At 58.6% G+C, this 19,099-nt stretch carries 16 protein-coding genes and 3 tRNA genes; 16 read left to right on the forward strand and 3 right to left on the reverse strand.

The features are described from left to right. The 10 genes from HMPREF9241_RS03250 (at window position 1) to HMPREF9241_RS03295 (ending at window position 12,430) form a co-directional block, all read left to right on the forward strand. Window positions 1-738, forward strand: a complete 738-nt coding sequence (locus HMPREF9241_RS03250) for a C40 family peptidase (protein ID WP_006680850.1) — start codon at window positions 1-3, stop codon at window positions 736-738. 170 nt (window positions 739-908) lie between these two features. Further along, window positions 909-1,841: a universal stress protein gene (locus tag HMPREF9241_RS03255; RefSeq protein WP_006680851.1), complete on the forward strand. Its 933-nt coding sequence runs from the start codon at window positions 909-911 to the stop codon at window positions 1,839-1,841. 211 nt (window positions 1,842-2,052) lie between these two features. After that, window positions 2,053-3,534 (forward strand): purine-cytosine permease family protein, encoded by a 1,482-nt coding sequence (locus tag HMPREF9241_RS03260; protein WP_006680853.1) that lies wholly within the window; start codon window positions 2,053-2,055, stop codon window positions 3,532-3,534. Then, the gene (locus HMPREF9241_RS03265; RefSeq protein WP_006680854.1) at window positions 3,527-4,390 is read left to right on the forward strand and encodes a purine-nucleoside phosphorylase; all 864 of its coding nucleotides are present in this window, start codon (window positions 3,527-3,529) and stop codon (window positions 4,388-4,390) included. The genes HMPREF9241_RS03260 and HMPREF9241_RS03265 overlap by 8 nt, the downstream gene beginning before the upstream one ends. 299 nt (window positions 4,391-4,689) lie before the next feature. Continuing rightward, window positions 4,690-4,762: transfer RNA gene (locus HMPREF9241_RS03270), tRNA-Arg, on the forward strand. A gap of 697 nt (window positions 4,763-5,459) precedes the next feature. Beyond that, a complete protein-coding gene (locus HMPREF9241_RS03275; protein ID WP_006680855.1) occupies window positions 5,460-5,654 on the forward strand; it encodes a hypothetical protein in 195 nt (64 codons plus the stop codon). Then, window positions 5,654-6,037 carry a hypothetical protein gene (locus tag HMPREF9241_RS03280; RefSeq protein ID WP_006680856.1) on the forward strand — a complete coding sequence of 128 codons (384 nt, stop codon included), beginning with the start codon at window positions 5,654-5,656 and terminating at the stop codon, window positions 6,035-6,037. Before HMPREF9241_RS03275 ends, HMPREF9241_RS03280 begins: the two co-directional genes overlap by 1 nt. Window positions 6,038-6,351: 314 nt before the next feature. Then, window positions 6,352-7,767, forward strand: coding sequence for a L,D-transpeptidase family protein (locus HMPREF9241_RS03285; RefSeq protein ID WP_006680858.1), 1,416 nt, complete (start codon window positions 6,352-6,354; stop codon window positions 7,765-7,767). 94 nt (window positions 7,768-7,861) lie between these two features. Continuing rightward, complete coding sequence (locus HMPREF9241_RS03290; protein ID WP_006680859.1) at window positions 7,862-12,106, forward strand: hypothetical protein; 4,245 nt, start codon at window positions 7,862-7,864, stop codon at window positions 12,104-12,106. A 102-nt stretch (window positions 12,107-12,208) separates the two neighbouring features. Further along, the gene (locus tag HMPREF9241_RS03295; RefSeq protein WP_040318519.1) at window positions 12,209-12,430 is read left to right on the forward strand and encodes a hypothetical protein; all 222 of its coding nucleotides are present in this window, start codon (window positions 12,209-12,211) and stop codon (window positions 12,428-12,430) included. 157 nt (window positions 12,431-12,587) lie between these two features. Here HMPREF9241_RS03295 and mscL read toward each other — a convergent pair whose 3' ends face one another. From mscL to HMPREF9241_RS03310, 3 genes are all read right to left on the reverse strand, one after another. Beyond that, complete coding sequence (gene mscL / locus HMPREF9241_RS03300) at window positions 12,588-12,983, reverse strand: large conductance mechanosensitive channel protein MscL (RefSeq protein WP_006680861.1); 396 nt, start codon at window positions 12,981-12,983, stop codon at window positions 12,588-12,590. A 26-nt stretch (window positions 12,984-13,009) separates the two neighbouring features. Further along, a complete protein-coding gene (locus HMPREF9241_RS03305; protein WP_006680862.1) occupies window positions 13,010-13,630 on the reverse strand; it encodes a CpaB family protein in 621 nt (206 codons plus the stop codon). 68 nt (window positions 13,631-13,698) lie between these two features. Then, window positions 13,699-14,223: a 5-formyltetrahydrofolate cyclo-ligase gene (locus HMPREF9241_RS03310; RefSeq protein ID WP_040318520.1), complete on the reverse strand. Its 525-nt coding sequence runs from the start codon at window positions 14,221-14,223 to the stop codon at window positions 13,699-13,701. Between the two features lie 233 nt (window positions 14,224-14,456). On the opposite strand from HMPREF9241_RS03310, the gene HMPREF9241_RS03315 reads away from it, so the two are divergent. The 6 genes from HMPREF9241_RS03315 to HMPREF9241_RS03345 all read left to right on the forward strand — a co-directional run bounded on the left by HMPREF9241_RS03315 (window position 14,457) and on the right by HMPREF9241_RS03345 (window position 19,016). Further along, on the forward strand, window positions 14,457-14,861 hold the full coding sequence (locus HMPREF9241_RS03315; protein ID WP_006680864.1) for a hypothetical protein: 405 nt from the start codon (window positions 14,457-14,459) through the stop codon (window positions 14,859-14,861). Next, a complete protein-coding gene (locus tag HMPREF9241_RS03320) occupies window positions 14,861-16,090 on the forward strand; it encodes a molybdopterin molybdotransferase MoeA (RefSeq protein WP_006680865.1) in 1,230 nt (409 codons plus the stop codon). The genes HMPREF9241_RS03315 and HMPREF9241_RS03320 overlap by 1 nt, the downstream gene beginning before the upstream one ends. A 106-nt stretch (window positions 16,091-16,196) precedes the next feature. Continuing rightward, window positions 16,197-16,946: a GNAT family N-acetyltransferase gene (locus HMPREF9241_RS03325; protein ID WP_006680866.1), complete on the forward strand. Its 750-nt coding sequence runs from the start codon at window positions 16,197-16,199 to the stop codon at window positions 16,944-16,946. Between the two features lie 209 nt (window positions 16,947-17,155). Next, on the forward strand, window positions 17,156-18,265 hold the full coding sequence (locus tag HMPREF9241_RS03330; protein ID WP_006680867.1) for a hypothetical protein: 1,110 nt from the start codon (window positions 17,156-17,158) through the stop codon (window positions 18,263-18,265). Between the two features lie 190 nt (window positions 18,266-18,455). Next, window positions 18,456-18,528, forward strand: a tRNA-Ala gene (locus tag HMPREF9241_RS03335). Window positions 18,529-18,942: 414 nt separating this feature from the next. Next, a tRNA-Ile gene (locus tag HMPREF9241_RS03345) sits at window positions 18,943-19,016 on the forward strand. Window positions 19,017-19,099 lie beyond the last annotated feature (83 nt).

Here is a 19,099-nt window from a genome sequence, read left to right on the forward strand (position 1 = left end):
TTGACGAACCTCAAACCTGCGCCACGTCACCGCAAGGCGCGTCGCCCAATGGTGCCGATCGTGGAACTGACCGACACGATCACGTCGCTCAGCCCGATCCGTCCGGTGGCAATTGCATCCGTGACCGGTCTTGCTCTGACTGCAGTTGTTGGTGGCGCCGCAAACGCTGTCACCGTTTCTGCTCCTAGTGGTGATCAAGAAGCTACTCCCACCACGACCACTGCTCCTCAAACAACTGGTGTCACCGTTTCTGTTGCGGATATTGAATGGAAAGCAGAAGCTCCGACCGCGACCGCAGAAGCCCCTGCTGCCGCTACTCCGGTCGCTGAAGAAACTGTCGCCGCGGATCGTTCCGAGGCTCGTGAAGACCTCAGCCTTTCAACCGCTGCAACCGCTGCTGCGTACAACGCTGCCGGATCTTCTATTGTAGCCGCTGCTCTTGCTCTGACCGGTATTCCCTACGTCTACGGTGGCGCTTCCTACGGTGGTGTTGACTGCTCGGGTCTGACCATGCTGGCATATGCCGCTGCGGGAATCAGCCTTCCGCACTCCTCCGGCGCGCAGGCTGCCGGTGGTATCCAGGTTTCGGCCGGCGAAGCTCAGCCTGGCGACCTGGTTGCTTATTCGGGTCACGTTGCCATCTACATTGGTAACGGCCAGATGGTGGAAGCCACCGTCCCGGGTTCTCTCTCTAAGGTTTCGCCCGTTCGTGCAGGTGGCATGTTCGTTCGTTACTGAGCTCAACGTTCGTTAAGAGCGCATACTTCAACTAGAGCGAAAGAACTTCGGTTCTTTTGCTCTAGTTTTTTGTCTAAAACCCTCTTGAACAGGTAAAAGTTCTATTTTCGGTTTCGGAAAATCGCGATGTGGTGCACAATGGTAGGTGATGTAAGTCACGAGGGGGCATTATGGCATCCACCGAAGTCATCTTGGTCGGCGTTGATGGTTCAACGGAGTCCATCGCGGCCGTCAAATGGGCCACTGACCGCGCACTACGCACGGGCGGGCGTGTCCACGTTCTCTGTACCTACGCATTGGCATCCTATTCAGCGGCGGCGTTGGATGGTGGCTACGCGGTTCTTGACGATGAAGCTCTGAAGCGTGGCGCCCAGCAGGTCGTTGAAGAAGCGGTCGCAGCGGCGAAAGAGCGTGGCCTAGGAAAGGTCACTTCATCTATTGAGCCGGGTGACCCGGCGGGCGTTCTGGTTGAAATGTCACGCGAAGTTGATTTAGTTGTTGTCGGTTCGCGTGGAGGCGGTTCCTTTGCTGATCGTCTTCTCGGCACGGTCTCGTCCGCGTTGCCGGCACACGCGAAGTGTCCGGTTGTCATCGTTCCTCGCCATACGTCCGGCAAGTGCTTCATGCCGATCGAACGTGTCGTTGTCGGTGTGGATGGTACCGAGGTTCCCTCGTCGGCTTTGCGTCGCGCGATTGATGAAGCATCCACATGGGGTGCTCGACTGACCGCTGTTTCGGCTGTTCCGATTGCTTCGGGCACGTCCATGATGACGTGGGCGCCGACCGGTTTGGATCACTCCAACCTGTTGAAAGATGTCCGCACCGCAATGGGTGCCGCCATTGACCAGGCACTTGACGGTCGCGACATGGAGGTTGCGCGCCATGCGCTGGACGGGTCGCCCGCTTCGCTGTTGATTGAGTTCTCGACAGCAGTTGATCTGGTCGTTGTCGGTACACGAGGCCGCGGTGGTTTGGCAGGCGTCTTGCTCGGCTCGACCGCGCAGACGGTACTCAGTCACTCAACATGCCCCGTGATGATTGTTCCGTCTGATCACCTGGGCAAGGCTGAATCAGCGAAGGCTCCGACGTGGGAGCGTCGCTGACGCTTGACTCAGCCGATGGCTCGCGCGAAGAGCGCGTTGTCTTGATGGATGGTGTCTGGGCGGGTCCCCGCCCAGACACCATTGTGTTGCCACAAGGTTTTCTGGCGTGTGGCCGAGGGAACGTCACTCATAGTCAAGAATGGTCTAGTCTAATTCGGTGCGAACTACCGATCCTGCGGTTCGCCCTGATCTACACAGACAAGGAACGTCTATGAGCACGCCAGAAATGGCAGCGGACGCAACCCGCTCCGTTTCCCAGTCCGGCATCGAAACTGCCGGCATTGAAATCATCAGCGACGAAGAACGTACCGCTAAGCCCCATAACCTGTTCCTGCCCTGGTTCGCGTCGAACATCTCCGTGTTCGGCATGAGCTACGGCGCCTGGGTTCTCGGCTTCGGAATTTCCTTTGCGCAGGCAGTCATCGTCACCATCATTGGTGTCGTTGTCTCCTTCATCATCTGTGGCGTCATCGCCCTTGGCGGTAAGCGTGGCTCCGTACCGACCATGGTCATGTCCCGCTCCGCCTTCGGCGTGAACGGCGCGAAGATCCCCGGTATCTTCTCGTGGCTGACCTCTATCGGCTGGGAAACCTCCCTCGCCATCACCGCCGTCCTAGCGACCTCCACCGTGTTCGTCCGCCTCGGCTGGTCGAGCGAAGACGGCAACGCCGTCAAGATCGTTGCCGCCGTTGTCGTCGCAGCGCTCATCGTTCTCGGCGCAGTTGCCGGCTACCACATCATCATGAAGATGCAGGCAGTCCTCACCTGGCTGACCGGTATCACTACGATCATCTACATCATCCTGGTCGTCCCGCACATCGACTGGTCCGCACTCGGCGCAATCGAATCCGGTTCACTGGCTGCAACGATCGGTGCCGCCACCATGGTCATGACCGGCATGGGTCTTGGCTGGGTCAACATTGCTGCTGACTGGGCGCGCTACCAGAGTCGCGACGCCGATGGTAAGTCCATCGTTTTTTGGAACACCTTCGGTGGCTCGCTCGGCCCGGTCGTCCTGATCACCTTCGGCCTCATGCTTGCCGGTTCTGACGCTGACCTGTCCGACGCCATCGGTGGCGATCCGGTTGGTGCACTGGCCACCCTGTTGCCGACCTGGTTCCTCATTCCGTTCCTGCTGACCGCAATCCTGTCCCTGCTGTCAGGTGCGATCAACGGTATTTACTCCTCCGGTCTGACCCTGCTGACGCTGGGTATCGCGGTGCCTCGTCCGCTGGCTTCGCTGATCGACGGTATCATCCTGACCGCCGGCACGATCTTCGTCGTGTTCTTCTCCCCGGACTTTATCGGCCCGTTCCAGTCCTTCCTGATCACCCTGGGTGTTCCGCTCGCCGCATGGGCAGGCATCATGATGGCTGACATTACTCTGCGTAAGGCTGACTACGACGAGAAGGCCCTGTTCGATGCTTCCGGCATCTACGGTTCGATCAACTGGGTGTCCATCGTTATCATGGCCGTCTCTTGCGTGATCGGCTGGGGCTTCGTGATCAACTCGTTCGCTGAGGCTGCCGCATGGAACAACTGGCAGGGCTACCTGCTGTGGATGCTCGGTGGTAAGGAAGGCCCGTGGGCATACGGCAACATCGGTGTCATCCTTGCTCTGATCATCGGCTACGTTGTTTACCTGCTGGCTTCCATGAAGAAGATCGCTGCTCAGGAAAACCGCAGTGCCTGATTTATCGGTTGCCGTTGTGGATGCTGTGCGTAGTGAAGCGTTGGACTACTGCTTCCAGCGTGACCCGCTGGCAGTGGACGAGGTGCGCGAGGGTGCTCAGCTGATCGCAACGCGCACCGGCGTTGAACGCCACGACGCGCTTGTCGTTCTTGGCTCTGGTCTGCGTGATGCGCTGGACGAAATCGGGAAAATCGAGGCTCGCCTGCCCTTGGCAGACCTTCCCGGCGTTCCGGTTCCGGCGGTTGAAGGTCACGGCGCTGAATTGCTGAGCGTGCGCGTGAATGTGCACGGTGGTCGTGAGAAGCACCTTTTGGTTGCTACCGGTCGCGTCCACCTGTACGAGGGCTATACGCCGACACAGGTCTGCCAGCTGGTCCGCGTCTGCGCGATGACCGGCATCACGGTCGCGATTCTGACGAATGCTGGCGGATGCCTGCGTAACTGGACAGTGGGCGACGTGATGACGATTGAAGATCACTTCAATTTCTCTGGTGTTTCCCCGTTCGAGGGCCCGGTGTTTACCGACATCTGGCAGGTCTGGTCGCCACGCATTACGCGTATCCTGGCTCCGATTAGCGACCGCGTGGGCACGTACGGCCTGCTGCGCGGCCCGGAGTTCCAGACGGCAGCTGAATCGCGGATGCTCGCGAACAATGGTGTGGACACCGTTGGTATGAGCACGATCCTTGAAGCGATCTCGCTCCACCAGCTGGGCGTCGAGGTTGGCGGTCTGTCCGTCGTCTCCGACCTCAGTTTTGACGACACACCAACTGAACACGAGGATGTTCTGCGCGCCATGAGCGTCGCGTCTCCGAAGGTTGCTAGCGCGATTATCGAGTGCTTGGCTGCCCTCTGATTCGTAGTACTCGTTTTCTGGTGGGGTGAGGCTTCGGCCTTACCCCACCAGTGTGTTTCGGCGGGGTTTTGTGCGGTGGTGTTCTGCGCCGGCGATGGGGGAGTGGTGTGGCGGTGTACGCGGCCTCGTGGATGAGGGGCGGGCGTGTGCACTGCGCGCTAGCGGATGATTGACGAGGCCATACGTACAACTGGCGCCCGGTGCTGTGCGCTCGCGCGTGGAGCGAAAGTCGGCGAGGCTGGTAGAGTTGGAGGCGCTCAGACTGCCGGCGCGTTCGCGCGCAGGATATGGCTGGCTAAGCCCTCGTAGCTCAGGGGATAGAGCACCGCTCTCCTAAAGCGGGTGTCGGACGTTCGAATCGTCTCGGGGGCACAAGAAACGTTGGAATATCAACGAAAAGTGATCGGGGTTCTGAGCCAAAAAGCCGCTCAGAACCCCGATCTACGTTCCTATCTACTCTCTTTGCCCTCGATTAGAACTCGTAGGCGTGCGCGCGTAGGTGCGGGTTGCGGTCTCGATGGTCTCGCGGAGCCGTGCTCGTTGCCGAACAAGTCCGGGGCTATAGGACAAAAGGGTATGCGGACGAAATCTTGGAGGATTTCCCGTATGACTAATGCGGGCTATAGGCGCAAACGTGGTGCTTTAGACGGCGTGTCGTGGGTCTAGTGGGCGCGTCCGGCCAGCCTTTGCGTGGCCAGAGTCCTTCTTCTGGGGTGGGGGTTCCTTCTGGGATTCCGTGGCGTTTCTGATTGGTGTGGTTGGGGTGTTGTGGTTGGGTGGGTTTTCTGGCACGGACTGCACCTGGTGCGACGGTTTGGGCTTGGAACGCGTGGTTGTGTCGCGTCGGGTGTAGGTGGTGCTGTGGTTGGGTGAGTTTTCTGGCACGGACTGCACCTGACGCGACACTTTTGCCCTGAAATGTGTGGTTGTGTCGCGTCGGGTGTAGGTGGTGACGCGCGACGAGGTGCGGGTTAGGGGTGGGGTGAGGTCTGACGTGTTCACTTCGGACGTTTCAAGCGATACAGAGGCACCTCTTCCGTGAACGAGGTGCTGACTGTACGCTTGGACTATGGAAGAGCTCGAGCCCCTCGGGTCGACCGCCCCGTCGCCCGAACAGCAGATACCGACTCGCTTTGACCGGCACGCGCCCGCACCTTTCACTCCGAAAGCAGTCGTGGCGCTGATTGTCAGTGGCGTGGGAGTTCCCGTGCTCTTCTATGCGGGTATCGCGTTGCGGGGCTTCCTGATCTGGCAGGTGCAGTGATGCGTCGCGCCGAATGGATTTTGTTGCTCGTCGTATTCGTCGTGCAGGTGGGATATCAATTCCTGCTGTGCCACGTTGATGCCATGCGCACGATGATTGACGATGAAAAAGGGCTGTCGGGAATGTTTATTGTCCTGCCGCTTGTTGCCTACGTGTGCGCGATGGTGTCCGCGTATCGCTGGGGTTTTCGATTCTGGCGCCCGGTGCTCCTTGCCGTTGTGACGACTATTGCGTTCGTTGTCTCAGTTCCCGAGGCGTTTGGCCTGACCTCGCCCAGAGATTGGGGCGACCTTGCGGTGTTCACGCTGATGTACTTCGTGCCCGCCATTGTTGGTGAGTGCATCGGTGCTCTTATTCGCCGGTGGCGATCTGCGCTTGGTTGAAGTCGACGGAGACTTTCTGACCTCCAGTCGCGTGTACTACTTGGAATCAACTGTGGAGTCATTCAGCGTCACCGAGTCAACCGTGCCTTCGGTGTAGTCGGACTGTAGCGGATCCTCGAGGGTGACGAACTTAAAGTGTGTGCCAGAAGCGATTGGCGCAACCTTAGCGGTGACAGGCAGGTTAACCCGAGTGGAATGATTGTGAAAAAAGAAATGTCGACTGAGGCGACATTAACAGTGTTTGACAACTCAACGACTTTCCTCAGCAAGCATCAGCCCATTACGATTGTGAGCGGAATGAAAGGCAGTGACGCATGACCCGAATGAAATGGCTGATTGCAGCGATCATTGGAGTATTAGTTGTTGTCGGTGGTGCCGGCACGGCGTACGCCAGCTACTACTCTGATAAAGCTCTTCCGACCGCATCCGTTGGCGGACACAATGTCAACGCGATGAATCGTGACGAGCTTGTCGCATGGATCAACGATCAGGCCTCCCAGGTTTCAATTGACATAGATGTTGACGGTACCCCGTCAAAGGCATCGCTTGCAGATCTGGGCGTCACCGTTGATGCGCAAGCGTCAGCGGATCAAGTTCTGGCTTCTTCGGATTCCGTCTGGGAACGCTTCGTTGGCCTGTTCAAGCGTAGCGACTACCCCCTTGTTTCCTCTACTGATAAGAAAACCTTCAACGCCTACATGGCTTCCCTGGTGAAGTCCGTCGGCGAGGCCCCCAAGTCGGCGACCGTTTCAGTCGATGAGCAGGGTGCGTTCGTTGTGACCCCCGGGGTACCTGGTATCGCGATTGATGCCCAGCCGCTGAATGATGCTGTGGCCACGGCGTTGCAGACTCTGTCCTCACAGGCAATCTCCGTTTCGCCGTCCACGCAGGACCCGATTGTGTCTGACAAGCAAGCTCAAAAGGTTGCCGACGCAGCCACCGCTCTTGTTGCTCACTCGGTGACGATCAGTGACGGTATTAAGGACTACACTGCCGAAACCGTCGACCGCGCAGCGTGGGTTGCTCTGCCCGGCGTTGATGACGTAGAAGGAACCCCTTCCATCGATCCTGAAGCTGTCCAGGCATGGGTTGATAAGACTGCTGAAGCAACGAACGTTGCCCCAACCCCGGCAATCAACAACGTTGATGGCGCCGGTAATGTCCTGGCCGAATCGATGCCCGGCAAGGAAGGCGAAGCCGTCAACAACTCCGCTCAGGTGGGCGCCGATGTGGTTGCTGCCCTGAATGCTGGGACCGACTACTCGGGTAGCTTCGACTATGACAAGGTTCCGCCACCCACTGAAACGCGCCCCGTTATGGCGGGCTACGAAGCCTACCCATATGCCATGCATGAGGGTGAAAAGTGGATCGATATTAACCTGACCACGAACCGCCTGACCGCCTACGAAGGCCAGACCGTTGTCCACGACCCCATTGCGGTCAACCACGGCGCCCCCGGTCATGAGACCGTCACCGGTACCTACCACATCTACCTGAAGTACGAGAAGCAGGACATGGGTTGTACCCCCGAGTGGCCCTACTGCGCGAAGGATGTGCCGTGGGTTTCCTACTTCACCGGTTCCTACGCGATCCACGGTGCTCCGTGGGTTCGCCAGTTTGGACTAGGCTCCGTTGGTGGTTCGCACGGTTGTGTGAACCTGCCCGTCGCTGAAGCACACTACGTCTTCAGCTGGGCTGATTCCGGTACTGCCGTCGTCACTCACTACTGACATCAATTGTGAGACGCGTTGCCGCGTAGGGGAATCTGCCCCTACACGGCAACGCCTCCGTTGAAAACCGAGGCCACTCCACTACCGTGGAATCGTGGCCTCTAGTTTTTTCTCACGTCATTCACGAACGCCCTCGTCGCAGCAACAGACTCCTGTTGCGCCGACAGAGGAGTCAGCCCAGCCGAACACGCACCAGCGTCTTCGCGATCAACTGACTGTGTGGCAAGATGACCTGCTTCGCCGGACTCGCATTGATGGTGCGGATGCTCCTCGTCTGACTATCGGCGCTCCGCACCCAGGTGGGCTTGCAAAGCTCTACGCTGACCAGCCGACGCGTCTGTCCCTTCTCATCCGTGAGCCTTCCGCCTTGAAACGAGGCTTGGATCATGCGCGCGCAATCATGGCGCGTTCAAGTGAGCTCACTGCACGCCACGGTGTGGGAACTGTTCACATGTCTATCGGCTACGCCCGATGGATGAATGCTGGCGAATGGGCCAGCTCTGCTGTCCTGCTTCGCCCTGTTCTTCTTGAAGACCAACCTGATGACGTGACGATTCGTCTGGCTTCTGGCTACAAGCTGGACAACACGATCACGTCAGCTCTGTTGAAGAGCGGAGTCGCAGTCGATGCTGAGGCGTTGATTGATGAAGCGACATCTATCCACGGGTTCTCTTCATCCAAGGCGCTGGCGAAGGTCCGCGAGTTGGGTCGTCATCTTGACCAGTTTGAGCTTCGTGACGAACTCATTATCGGCCTGTTCGAGCATCCGGCTTCTCAGCTGCACCGCGAGTATGACAATGCTGAGCATATTTTGAGCTCGGATATTGTGCGTGCTCTGGCTGGCGATCAGGAAGCTCGCCAGAACACTCATCGCGTACTGCCGGATTCTGTTCCAACCGATCGCGATCCGTGGAAAGAACGTGGCGCAGGCGATTTGACGCCTCAGCAGCAGGATGTTGTTGAAGCTGTTGCTTCGGGTCGTTCTTTCGTTGTGGATGTGCCTCACGGTTCGGATGACACTGCGCTGGTGGGCGCGATTCTTGCTGATAGTGCGGCCTATGGTAGGCGCGTGATCCACTTGGGGGGTTCGCCGTCGCGTACGACGATGGCTGAAGAGCGTCTGCGTTCCTTGGGGTTGAGTGAAGCGGGGGTCCGTCTGGATGGCACTACCGCGGACGGGTCTGAAATCCGTGCGCGCATCCATCAGGTGATGACCGATACGTCCCCGGTTGCGGATATGGGTGAAGTGGACGAGATACGTACCAAGCTGCGCGATGTGCGTTCGCGTTTGTCGTCGTACACGACGTACTTGCATCGTCCGTTCCGCGCATTTGGGGCAAGTGCGTACGAGGCTCTTCAGGTGCTGACAGACCTGACAAGCGCGCATCCGAGCCCTTCTACCCGCGTTCGTTTCCGCGAGGATGTTCTGTTAGATATTGCTCAGGATCAGGGTGCGAAGGCTAGGGAGCTTCTGCACGAGGCCTCGAACTTGGGTCTTTTTGCACGCGCAACGGCGCATACCGCATGGAAGGGCGTTGTTATTTCGTCGGACGAGCAGGTTCCTGACGTTTTGTTGCGCGTTCATCGTTTGGCAACGGAAAGCTTGCCTGAACTTCGTGTTCGTATCAGCACGATTGCGGGTGAAGCGGATATTCGAACTGCGACAACTCTGTCTCAGTGGCTCGCTCAACTGCATATGTTTGAGGGTGTTCGCGACGTTCTTGATATTTTCACTCCGCAGATCTTTGAGAACTCGGCTGCTGACATGGTGATTGCGACTGCGTCGAAGCAGTGGCGTGCCGCCCACGGCATCACGATGAAGCGTTCAGAACGGACGCGTCTGTTGAAACGAGCCCAGGACTTTGTTCGTCCTGGAACGCATGTTTCGGACCTGCACGCTGAACTCCTCAAGGTGCAGGAACGTCGCGATGTGTGGCGCGACCATACCGGTGGCGACGGTTGGCCGACTTTGCCGAACCGTATGAATGAAGCGATCGAATTGACGACAAGCATTCAGGATGATCTGAAGGCTCTGCGCCCGATGTTCTCGACGGGTCATAAGAACTTCGAAGAGATGACGATCGTTGATCTGGCGGCGTTGTTCGAGTCCTTGGATACTGATCCCGAAGGTGCACGTGAACTGCCACGTCGCGTCACAGTGCTGAAGAAGCTCAAGGGTGCAGGTTTGGCGTCGCTGGCTGAAGACTTGCGTGATCGTCACGTTGATGACGAGATGGTGGATTCAGAACTGGATCTGGCGTGGTGGGCATCAATTCTTGGCCTGATGCTGGCAAGCGATCCGCAACTGGGTGGTTTCGACCCCGCTCATCTTGAGGCCACGCTTGAGTCTGGTCGTGCCCTGGATCTTGCCCAGGTGAATACGTTGGCTCCGCAGGTTTTGGGTCAGCTTCGCAGGTTGCGTTTACAGGCGATGGCGACACGCCCGGACCAGCAAGAACAACTGGAAGCTCTATTGGCTTCGGGCACGCCCGTTGGCGCGCTTGATTTCTACAACGCTCTTCCCCTGGTCCGTTACCTGGTGCCAGTGGTGTTCACGGTTCCTACGTTGGTTCCCGCGATCGTCAAGGCCGGACATCATGTTGACCTGCTGATCCTGGACGATATTGATGATCTGCCACTGGTTGAACTGATCCCGATTATTGCTCGTGCTCGCCAAGTTGTTGTACTGGCAGACTTGTCTGGCGCTCACGAAGGTGGGGCGGCGCGTGTGCTGGCCAGTGTTCTACCAACGACGCGAATGGACGTTGCACCGACGCGTTTGAATGACCAGGTTGCATTGCTTCTTGCTCGCCATGGCATCGACCATACGGGTGTCCCGGTCCCGTGGACGGCTGCAGCCGCTCCGATTACGGCGTTCTGGTGCGAAAGCTCCGGTATGCCCGCTCCGGGTTCTCACGCAGTGGAATCAACCACCGCGGAAGTCGATGCTGTCGTTGAACAGGTCATCGAGCACGCCGTGTCTCAGCCGGAACGTTCGCTGGGTGTGATCGCCCTGTCAACTACGCACGCGAATCGCATTCAGCGCGCGATCGAGAAAGTCCGAGCCTCGGAACCCGGACTGGCATCCTTCTTCGACGAAGCAACCGCTCAGCCGTTCGCTGTCGTGGATCCTGGCGGCGCTCGTGGTTTTAGTCGCGATCGGATCATCATTTCCGTTGGTTTTGCAAAGACCCCGCACGGGCGTGTGATCCATGATTTCGGTGTCTTCTCCAGCCAGAACGGGCTGTCGGCAATGTCGGATGTTTTGCGTGCGGTGCGTGGTGATCTGACGTTGATTTCTTCGATTCACTCCGGCGATATCGATCCGTCGCGTCTTTCCGCTGAAGGCGCCCAGATGCTCTACAACCTGATTGAGATTGGCGAAGGTCAGTCCGGTGTGGGGAATGGAGGGTGGCCGGTTCTGGAAGCTGAACCGGATCGTCTGCTGATTGACTTGGCAGAACGCCTGTATTCGATGGGGCTTGAGGTAGTCCCGAACGTGGGTATCCCGGGTGGAATGCGTATTCCGCTTGCGATTGGCCACCCGGAGGTTCCCGGTCGACTGCTTGTCGCGGTTTTGACTGATGATGAAGCGTATGTGGCGGAGCCGTCCTTGCGTGTCCGTGACCGTATGTGGCCGGCGATGCTTGAAGCCCAGGGCTGGAAGGTCCATACGGCGTTGTCGATGGCCGTTTTCATTGACCCGGCAAAGGAAGCAAACACGATTGTTCAGCTTGTTTTGGATGCGGTGGATGAAATCAACGGTGTGCCTGACCAACAGGTTGTCGAGGTCCCGATGGTTGTAGACGTGGATACCTCCGGCCCGGATACGTTGGTTGGCTTGAACGCTCCTGAAGTTGCATCTAGCGATGCGGGTCCTGCTGTGGCCCCCGCTCCGGTTTTGGCTCCCAGCGAGCAGGTGGTTCTTGGCCCTGAGGCACAGATCGTCCTGGAAGAACCGGCTGAATCCGGTGACGTTGGGGCACAGACGGATGACGTAGTCACGGAGCCTGCGAAGTCGGATCATCAGATGGATGCCCGCGAGCGCGCTGACGAGGTGATTACGGGCATGCTTGAGATCATCGTTGCGAATCAGCCTGAGACGGCGCGTGGTCCGCGTCCGGCGATCGCCCCTGGCCTGCCACTGGCGGCCTACTCTGATGATCAGCTTGATGAGATGGCGATGTGGATCCGTTCTGACGGCGTCGATCGCTCGTTCAATGAGTTGATTGACGAGTTGCGTGACGCTTTGGGGATTACTCGTCGTGGTTTCCAGTCTGATGCGGTGCTGGGCAATGTCGTGCGCAGGACTCGTCCGGCTGCCCCTGACGAACAGTGATTCATGGTGTCTGAAAACCTGAGCGTCTCGACTGATTCGCCCGCGTTCACTCCCTCTGATCGGCGAGTTTCTGCTGATCAGAGAGCGACTGTCGATCAGAGTGTGCCTGTTGAGCGTACGAAGAAGCGTCGTCGCGTGGCGACTTTCGTGTCTGACGTGGATCGTAAGTTGATTGCTCACGGGGTCGCGCCATCGTGGGAGGATCGCGTTCACCCCGACGATCGCAGGGCAGGTTCGTTCGCGGATTCACCGGATCGTGGGGATGGGGCGAATGATCGTCGTCTGCTGGACAACGTTCCGCCTCACGCCCAAGCGCGCGCTTAGGTGCTCTTCGTTTTCTCCTATTGAAAAGGCCTCTCCCGTCACTTCATCGCCTGTCCTTTAAACAAGGGCGGAGTAGGGAGCTTATATCCGTGCATAGCAAAAGTGGCTCCGTCCCTGTAGGGATGGAGCCACTTGAACGCGTGTAAGGAACTGAGTCTCAGTTCTTGTTCGCCAACAGGTCGCGGATCTCGGTGAGGAGCTGTTCTTCGGTGGAGGGAGCTGCCGGTGCTTCTTCTACAGCTTCTTCCTTCTTAGCGGTTGCGGCCTTGATCTTGTTCATCGGAGCAACGATCGCGAAGTAAACAGCAATTGCGACGAGGAGGAAGTTCACAACAGCGGTGATGATGGTGCCCGGCCGAATCGGGTCAGAGCCGTTGATCGTGAACTGGAGGACGGAGTCGAAGTTCGGCTGACCGATGACGGCGCCGATGATGTCCATGATGACGTCGGTGATAGCGGTGACGATGGGGGTGAAGGCTGCGCCGATGATGACGGCGACTGCGAGGTCAAGAGCGTTGCCCTTGGAGATGAATTCCTTGAATCCCTGGATCATTGTGATCTCCTGATTGAAGTGTCCCGCTAGCCATGTGGTGTAGCCAAAGCGAGGCCAAGCGTATGCGTCCCGGCGTGGCCGAGAACGGTGTCGGTTACTGCTTCGTCAACGATGATGTCGAGACGAGCAGTAGCAGACGATCCCCATTGGGATGCGTCGGTTACTGACACTGAGGATATAAGTGCTTGATTAGTCAATAAAGATGCTGAACAGGTGTTTACGTCACAGTTGTCAGGAAAACCCCATAAAACCACGGAATCTCCGGCCTCAAGTGGGGGGACTTGTGTTCTATCTAATATGACAGAAATCAGGTTTTGTCCGGGTTTTAAACTTCGTCCTAACGCTGATCCTGCCATGACGCTTTCCGAGAGGATCGTGCCTTTCGTGGCTGGCTCTCCTGTCCAAGTAGCGGGTAATACGTCGGTCGAGGTAATGGCGTCGGCGGGGACGAGCAGTTCTGGGACCTCGATTGACGTGACCGTCGAAGAGTCGATGGCGTCCCCGCGTTCAATGTCGGCGGCGAGGATCAGCACTTGATGTCCGCCAGGATGAGGGAGCAAGGTCAAAGCGATTGCTCCGATGGTGAACACGAAGATGATGGCGAGTCCAAGCCTGCGGATCGCCGTGAACGAAATGCGTCTGGTCATGCCTCAAGTAAAAGCACGCAGTCGCAGCCTCGCACCTGAGCGAAACGGAAACTGTGGATAAGTGGCACTTAGCGCGAATTGTGGATAAGTCGCGTGTAACCGCTGGGAGTCAGCACCCCGTTCACCCGCTGATCGTGAGGCTCAACGGGCAGATAATCGCGAGGATCGGAGAAAAACTCATTGTCGAAGACTACGGCGATAATCGGAACACCAGGCCGAGCGTGCTCGAGCGCCCGATCGTACCATCCGCCACCCTGCCCAAGACGGACTCCTCGCGCATCCACAGCCAGTGCGGGTACAACGATCAGGTCGGCTTTCGCCAATTCGTCGGCGCTCTCTATACACGTAGGAGTAAACCGCGGGCCAGTAGACACAATAGATTCCAGCTTCGCCTCCATTGGCTCTGCCGTCTGCGGGCGCGAATCCACGTACGTCCAGGCCACGCCAATGGCTGCCTTCCCATCTGGGTCGACGAGGCCGGGAATCAAACACCACTCACACGCTTGAAGTAGCCCGGCAGTGTCAGGTTCGCTGGGGCTTGAAATGAAGAGAGCGGGAAGAAAACTCGCGCCCTGAGCAGGGGGAGAGGACACAGAGGTAAGCGCGGTCTCGTCAACTGGCGCAGAGGATACAGAGGCGGAAGAAAACCCGAAATCTGCCAGCACCTCGGGCCACAACGCAGCCAGCTGAGCGCGTTCGCGCGCGCGCTGATCGGCGGAAGTGCAGACCCGACGCTGACTCCGTTGTGTGCGGATTCTCGCGCGAATGAGGGCTTTGTCCTCGTGTATCACTCGGTTTTGCTCCTGCTCGAACTAGGGTGGAGAGCATGATCGAGCAGCATGAGACTGTCACCCACGCGGTTGTTCCCGTCGCGGGACGCGGTACCCGTTTCTTGCCGATCACACAGTCTGTTCCAAAAGAAATGCTACCGAACGTCGGGCGCCCAGCGATCGACGGACGCTACATTTGTGACCCCATCGTTGTCGACGCGCTCACAAACATCACTCCAGGAGCCGGTGGCGAATACCAGCTGACCGACGCATGTGCCCGGCTCATCGCCAAGCCGCGCGAAAACGGTGGCGGACTGTACGGTGTCATCATCGACGAACCCCGATACGACACCGGCGACAAACTCGGCTACCTTAGAGCCACCATCGCCTTTGCGCTCACCGACCCAGACATGGGGCCGGCACTGCGTGAATATCTGAACACCCAACCGAATGAGGCCTGATGCGAAGCGTTGCAGAGTTCTACCAAGACTGTCTTTCAGCCGTAGCCCAGCAGCCACCACTGGACGTGCAACTCGCGGACGCAGTGTCCTGCGTTCTTGCCGAGGACGTTGAAGCTCCCTTCGATCTTCCGGTCGCTGACCTTGCGGCCCGCGACGGCTACGCGGTGCGTTCCGAAGACCTTGCCGGCGCTCGCCCCGACAACGAACTCTCCCTGCGCGTCACCGAAGAAATCCGCGCGGGCGACGTGAACCCCGCAGCACTGGTGCCCGGAACCGCGATTCGTATCGCCTCTGGTGCCCCGATGCCGGCCGGTGCCGATTCGGTGATCGCCCTTGAATTCACTGACCACGGCATGGCGCAAGTCAACGTTCGAACCCAGCCAGCAGTCGGCGAAAATATTCGCCGAAAGGCAGAAGACGTTGAAGAAGGCGAAATTGTCCTGCGAAAGGGAACCCGCGTTGGTGCCCGCCAGGTCGCGTTGCTTGCAGGTGTGGGTCGCTCGCGCGTGTACGTTCACCCGCGTCCTCGCGTCGTCATCCTGTCCATCGGCGACGAAATTGTTGAACCCGGCGAAAAAGCGCGTCCTGGCACTGTCTTTGACGCAAACGGTCACGCCCTCTCAACGGCTATCGCCGATGCGGGGGCTCAGACCTTCCGCGTTGCCGCGGTCCCAGACGAACGCCACGTCCTGAGCGAAACCATCGAAGACCAGCTTGTTCGCGCAGACCTGATCCTGACCACCGGCGGTATCTCGCACGGTTCAGGCGATACGGTCCGCGAGGTCCTGTCCACGCTGGGCACCGTTCGTTTCGACAACATTGCCGCGTGGCCGGGACACATCCTCGGCGTCGGAACTGTCGGGGGCGACGACAACGGTGAGGGTGGAACCCCGATCTTCTGTCTTCCCGGCGACCCGGTCTCTGCCCAGGTCTGTTTCGAAGTCTTTGTTCGCCCAGCACTTCGTCATATGCAGGGCTGGACCCAGCTGACTCGACCCTCCGTGAAGGCTACCGTCGACCGCTCTTGGTACTCACCGCGAGGCCGTCGCGAATTCGTTCGTGTCCGCCTAGTCGGCGACCCCAAGACCGGTTACCAAGCGAAGGTCATGGGTGCTCCCGCATCGCTCCTGCTCAGTGCGCTCGCGGAATCCAACGCGCTTGCCATTGTCCCTGAAAGCACAACTAACGTGCGTACGGGTGACATGTTGCAGTGCTTGGTTCTTGAGTGATTCTTAGACCCGCTCGCTGCTACCTGCTAGTGATCAGCCGTTACCTACTGTCTTCCGGTCGCTAGCTTCAGCCCGACCAGTCGTCGACTACGTAGAGGACCAGATCATGTTTGGACACTTCATCCGGATCTGGGGCAGAACTCTTGGTGAACTGAGCCTTGAGGTCCGCGACCCAGTCGGTGAAGGGTTCATGCACGGGCGAGCGGCCTCGTCGATGACGAAATCGGTGGAGCACGAAGGTAGTGCGAAACCCAAGAAAGAGCAGGCGGAACTGCACCCGAAATTGCTACGAATTCGCCCTGCTTACGCCGGCGCTCACACGGCGATCGACCGAGTACGACGCGAGAACGCCGATTGGCTACAGCCCTGGGACGCAACCCTGCCACCGAACACGTACGGCAACGCAGGCCAGACGCTTGGCGAATATACGCGCACCATCGACAGGGCTCAACGCGCGGGGCGGGCGCTGGTGATGAAGCTTGAAATCGGCGGCGAGATTGCCGGACAGTTCTCGCTGACCAACGTGACGCACGGGGCGATGTCATCGGGGATGCTCGGCTACTGGCTGGCGGAAAAATGGGCTGGACGAGGGCTGGCAACATTCACCTGCGCGGCGATCATCGACCTGGTTATCGGCGAACTGGGACTCCACAGGATCGAGGTTGTGATCCGACCCGAGAACCGCGCATCGCTGGGAGTTGCTCGCAAGCTCGGTCTACACCGTGAAGGCCTGCGACCGCGCTACATGTACATCGACGGCGCGTGGGCGGACCATGAAGCGTTTTCGATCGACACGGAGTCTCTGCCGGCCGGTGGATTAGTGAAGAAAATTTACGGTCACGCGATCAGCCAGTAGGAGTCGCGTACGAGGTCTCGACCGGTGGTGTTGCCTGGTTTTCGTGTGGGCTGAACGCGCAGTCTTCAGGCGGGCTGAGGGGCAGGCGTAGCGTGGCTGGTGGGGCTGATGTTGCGATTGTTGCACGTGTGAAAGTGGCTTTGAGCAGGAAACACAACACGCGCCCACCCCACCATTCAAACGCACTTGAAAACCCATAGCGTTGTCCCGTGGAGTTTGGCGGAATCATCATCATTGCAACGGTAGTGACACTACTGGGGCTGATTCCCCTGCTCGCTGCCCGACAAAAAGCGAAAACTTTCAGCCGTGAAAGTGACCGTTTCTCAACGGGCATGAAGCTCCTCAACAATAATGAAAGCAACCGCCAAACCTGCGGTCGATCTACCGGGCAGTTGCTCGGTGTTCGTCGCACAATTACGCAAAGGGCAACGATCGCCATGGCAGATCAAGCTGCAATGAATGCGAAGATTCGTATCGAGCACCGCGCAAATAAAGCCGTGCGTGAGATTGCTAAGCTTCGTGCGCGTCGTGCTGCGCGCCTCGCCGCTGAAGCGGCTGCAGGTCGCCGTCGCCTTGGAGTCAGCGCCACCTGCGCTGGTCTGAGCGGACTGGTCGCCATCGTCTGTGCCGCGCTTTCGGCGTCTTTCCTCTGGACTCTGATCCCCGCAGCTCTGCTTGTCATGTCCCTAGTTGCCTCGCGCATGGCGGCAATTCGTTCCGACAAAGCAAACGAAGCTGAGCTCGAATTGCTTGAAAACCTGCGCAACGCAGCCTCGGCTCGAGGAGTCCGCAAGGAAGAATCCGCACCCGCCCCGAAGGCGCAAAAGGACGACCTCTTCGCCGGTATCACCGCAGATCGTTCCACGTCTCGCGCGACGGTCTCCCCTGCATCGCAAGCACTTGAAAAAGTCGAGCTGGACGCATCCGCTTCTACCTCGCTCGCCGAATCCGGTGACACCAACGTGATCGAGATGCCCAATGCGTCCGCCGATGCGGTCAGCGGTGAAACTCAGACGGACCTCGTCAATGCTGAAGACGAAGCCGAAGAACTCGCACTGACCGGCACCGCCGTTGAGCGTCGCACATGGACCGTCAACCCGATCCCCGCGCCACGATACGCAACGCGCGGTCGCGTCAGCGGTCGTTCGGTCCACATTGACACCGACATCCGCGGAATCCCGAAGGTTGGCGTGGCCGTGCCGGCTCGCCCGATCGCAGCAACTGTCGCCGAGAACGCCATGACCACCGAACAGGTTGTCGCAGACCAGGCTGTTGCGCTTGACTTGGACGCCGTGCTGGATGCTCGTCGCGCGCAGTAACTGACACCCGTGCTGACGCTCTGACTTTTTTGGACAGGCTCACCCGAACACCGGGTGAGCCTCTGTTCACTATGTGCGCTTCTCTACGCGCATTCGAAGGTCGAAGCGTTTGAGATCGGCGCCTCGTTCCTGAGTCTTCGTTTCCCGTTTTTCATCGCTGCCCGTTGGGTGCTATGCTAAACGGGCACCTGGGGCTATGGCGCAGTTGGTAGCGCGTCTCGTTCGCAATGAGAAGGTCAGGGGTTCGAATCCCCTTAGCTCCACAAAATCGCGAGGTTGAACGTTGGTTCAGCCTCGCTTTTGTTTTGCCTAAGCCTGCTTCGGCAGCTGGTCGTGGTGCGAGAGGCGGTGCCAGGGGCGGAGCAGGATTGATGCCGAAGCTCGAAAAGCCCCGGTTGCCTGCGCACCTTGAGGCACAATGTGTGAGTGCCTGAACATGAAAATCGCGGAACCTCACGCGCACACAATGTAGGCAACACTGACGTAGGGGAGCGTCCAGGAGGTCAGCCGGAATCCGGCAGTGAACTGGTGCGAGCGGAAGTGCGTGGCCTCGTCAATGAGAGAAACGCGGACTTCATCGCGAAACTCGTTCCCGGGCGAGGGATGCAAGTGAAAGCGCCGAGCCACGCGAGCGGGCGTGAACTGAAGGTGGCGTCTTGAGATGGTAGTCTTTGAGAGCCCCAATAGCTCAGTCGGTCAGAGCAACGGACTCATAATCCGTCGGTCGTCGGTTCAAGCCCGACTTGGGGCACTCCTCGAATAAGGGGCACTGCTCCAACAAACTCACGCGCCTGACCCGAAAGGGGCGGGCGCTTTGCTTTTTCAATGGCTTCA

Origin of the sequence: Schaalia turicensis ACS-279-V-Col4 (assembly GCF_000296505.1) — a bacterium.
GTDB classification, from domain to species: domain Bacteria; phylum Actinomycetota; class Actinomycetes; order Actinomycetales; family Actinomycetaceae; genus Pauljensenia; species Pauljensenia turicensis_A.

What these genes read in the sequence shown, in the direction of transcription:
- HMPREF9241_RS03285 (WP_006680858.1), top strand. Translation starts at nt 6,352, where the DNA reads ATGACCCGAATGAAATGGCTGATTGCAGCGATCATTGGAGTATTAGTT.
- HMPREF9241_RS03305 (WP_006680862.1), bottom strand. Translation starts at nt 13,630, where the DNA reads ATGACCAGACGCATTTCGTTCACGGCGATCCGCAGGCTTGGACTCGCC.
- HMPREF9241_RS03325 (WP_006680866.1), top strand. Translation starts at nt 16,197, where the DNA reads ATGTTTGGACACTTCATCCGGATCTGGGGCAGAACTCTTGGTGAACTG.
- HMPREF9241_RS03275 (WP_006680855.1), top strand. Translation starts at nt 5,460, where the DNA reads ATGGAAGAGCTCGAGCCCCTCGGGTCGACCGCCCCGTCGCCCGAACAG.
- HMPREF9241_RS03255 (WP_006680851.1), top strand. Translation starts at nt 909, where the DNA reads ATGGCATCCACCGAAGTCATCTTGGTCGGCGTTGATGGTTCAACGGAG.
- HMPREF9241_RS03280 (WP_006680856.1), top strand. Translation starts at nt 5,654, where the DNA reads ATGCGTCGCGCCGAATGGATTTTGTTGCTCGTCGTATTCGTCGTGCAG.
- HMPREF9241_RS03260 (WP_006680853.1), top strand. Translation starts at nt 2,053, where the DNA reads ATGAGCACGCCAGAAATGGCAGCGGACGCAACCCGCTCCGTTTCCCAG.
- HMPREF9241_RS03315 (WP_006680864.1), top strand. Translation starts at nt 14,457, where the DNA reads ATGATCGAGCAGCATGAGACTGTCACCCACGCGGTTGTTCCCGTCGCG.
- mscL (WP_006680861.1), bottom strand. Translation starts at nt 12,983, where the DNA reads ATGATCCAGGGATTCAAGGAATTCATCTCCAAGGGCAACGCTCTTGAC.
- HMPREF9241_RS03320 (WP_006680865.1), top strand. Translation starts at nt 14,861, where the DNA reads ATGCGAAGCGTTGCAGAGTTCTACCAAGACTGTCTTTCAGCCGTAGCC.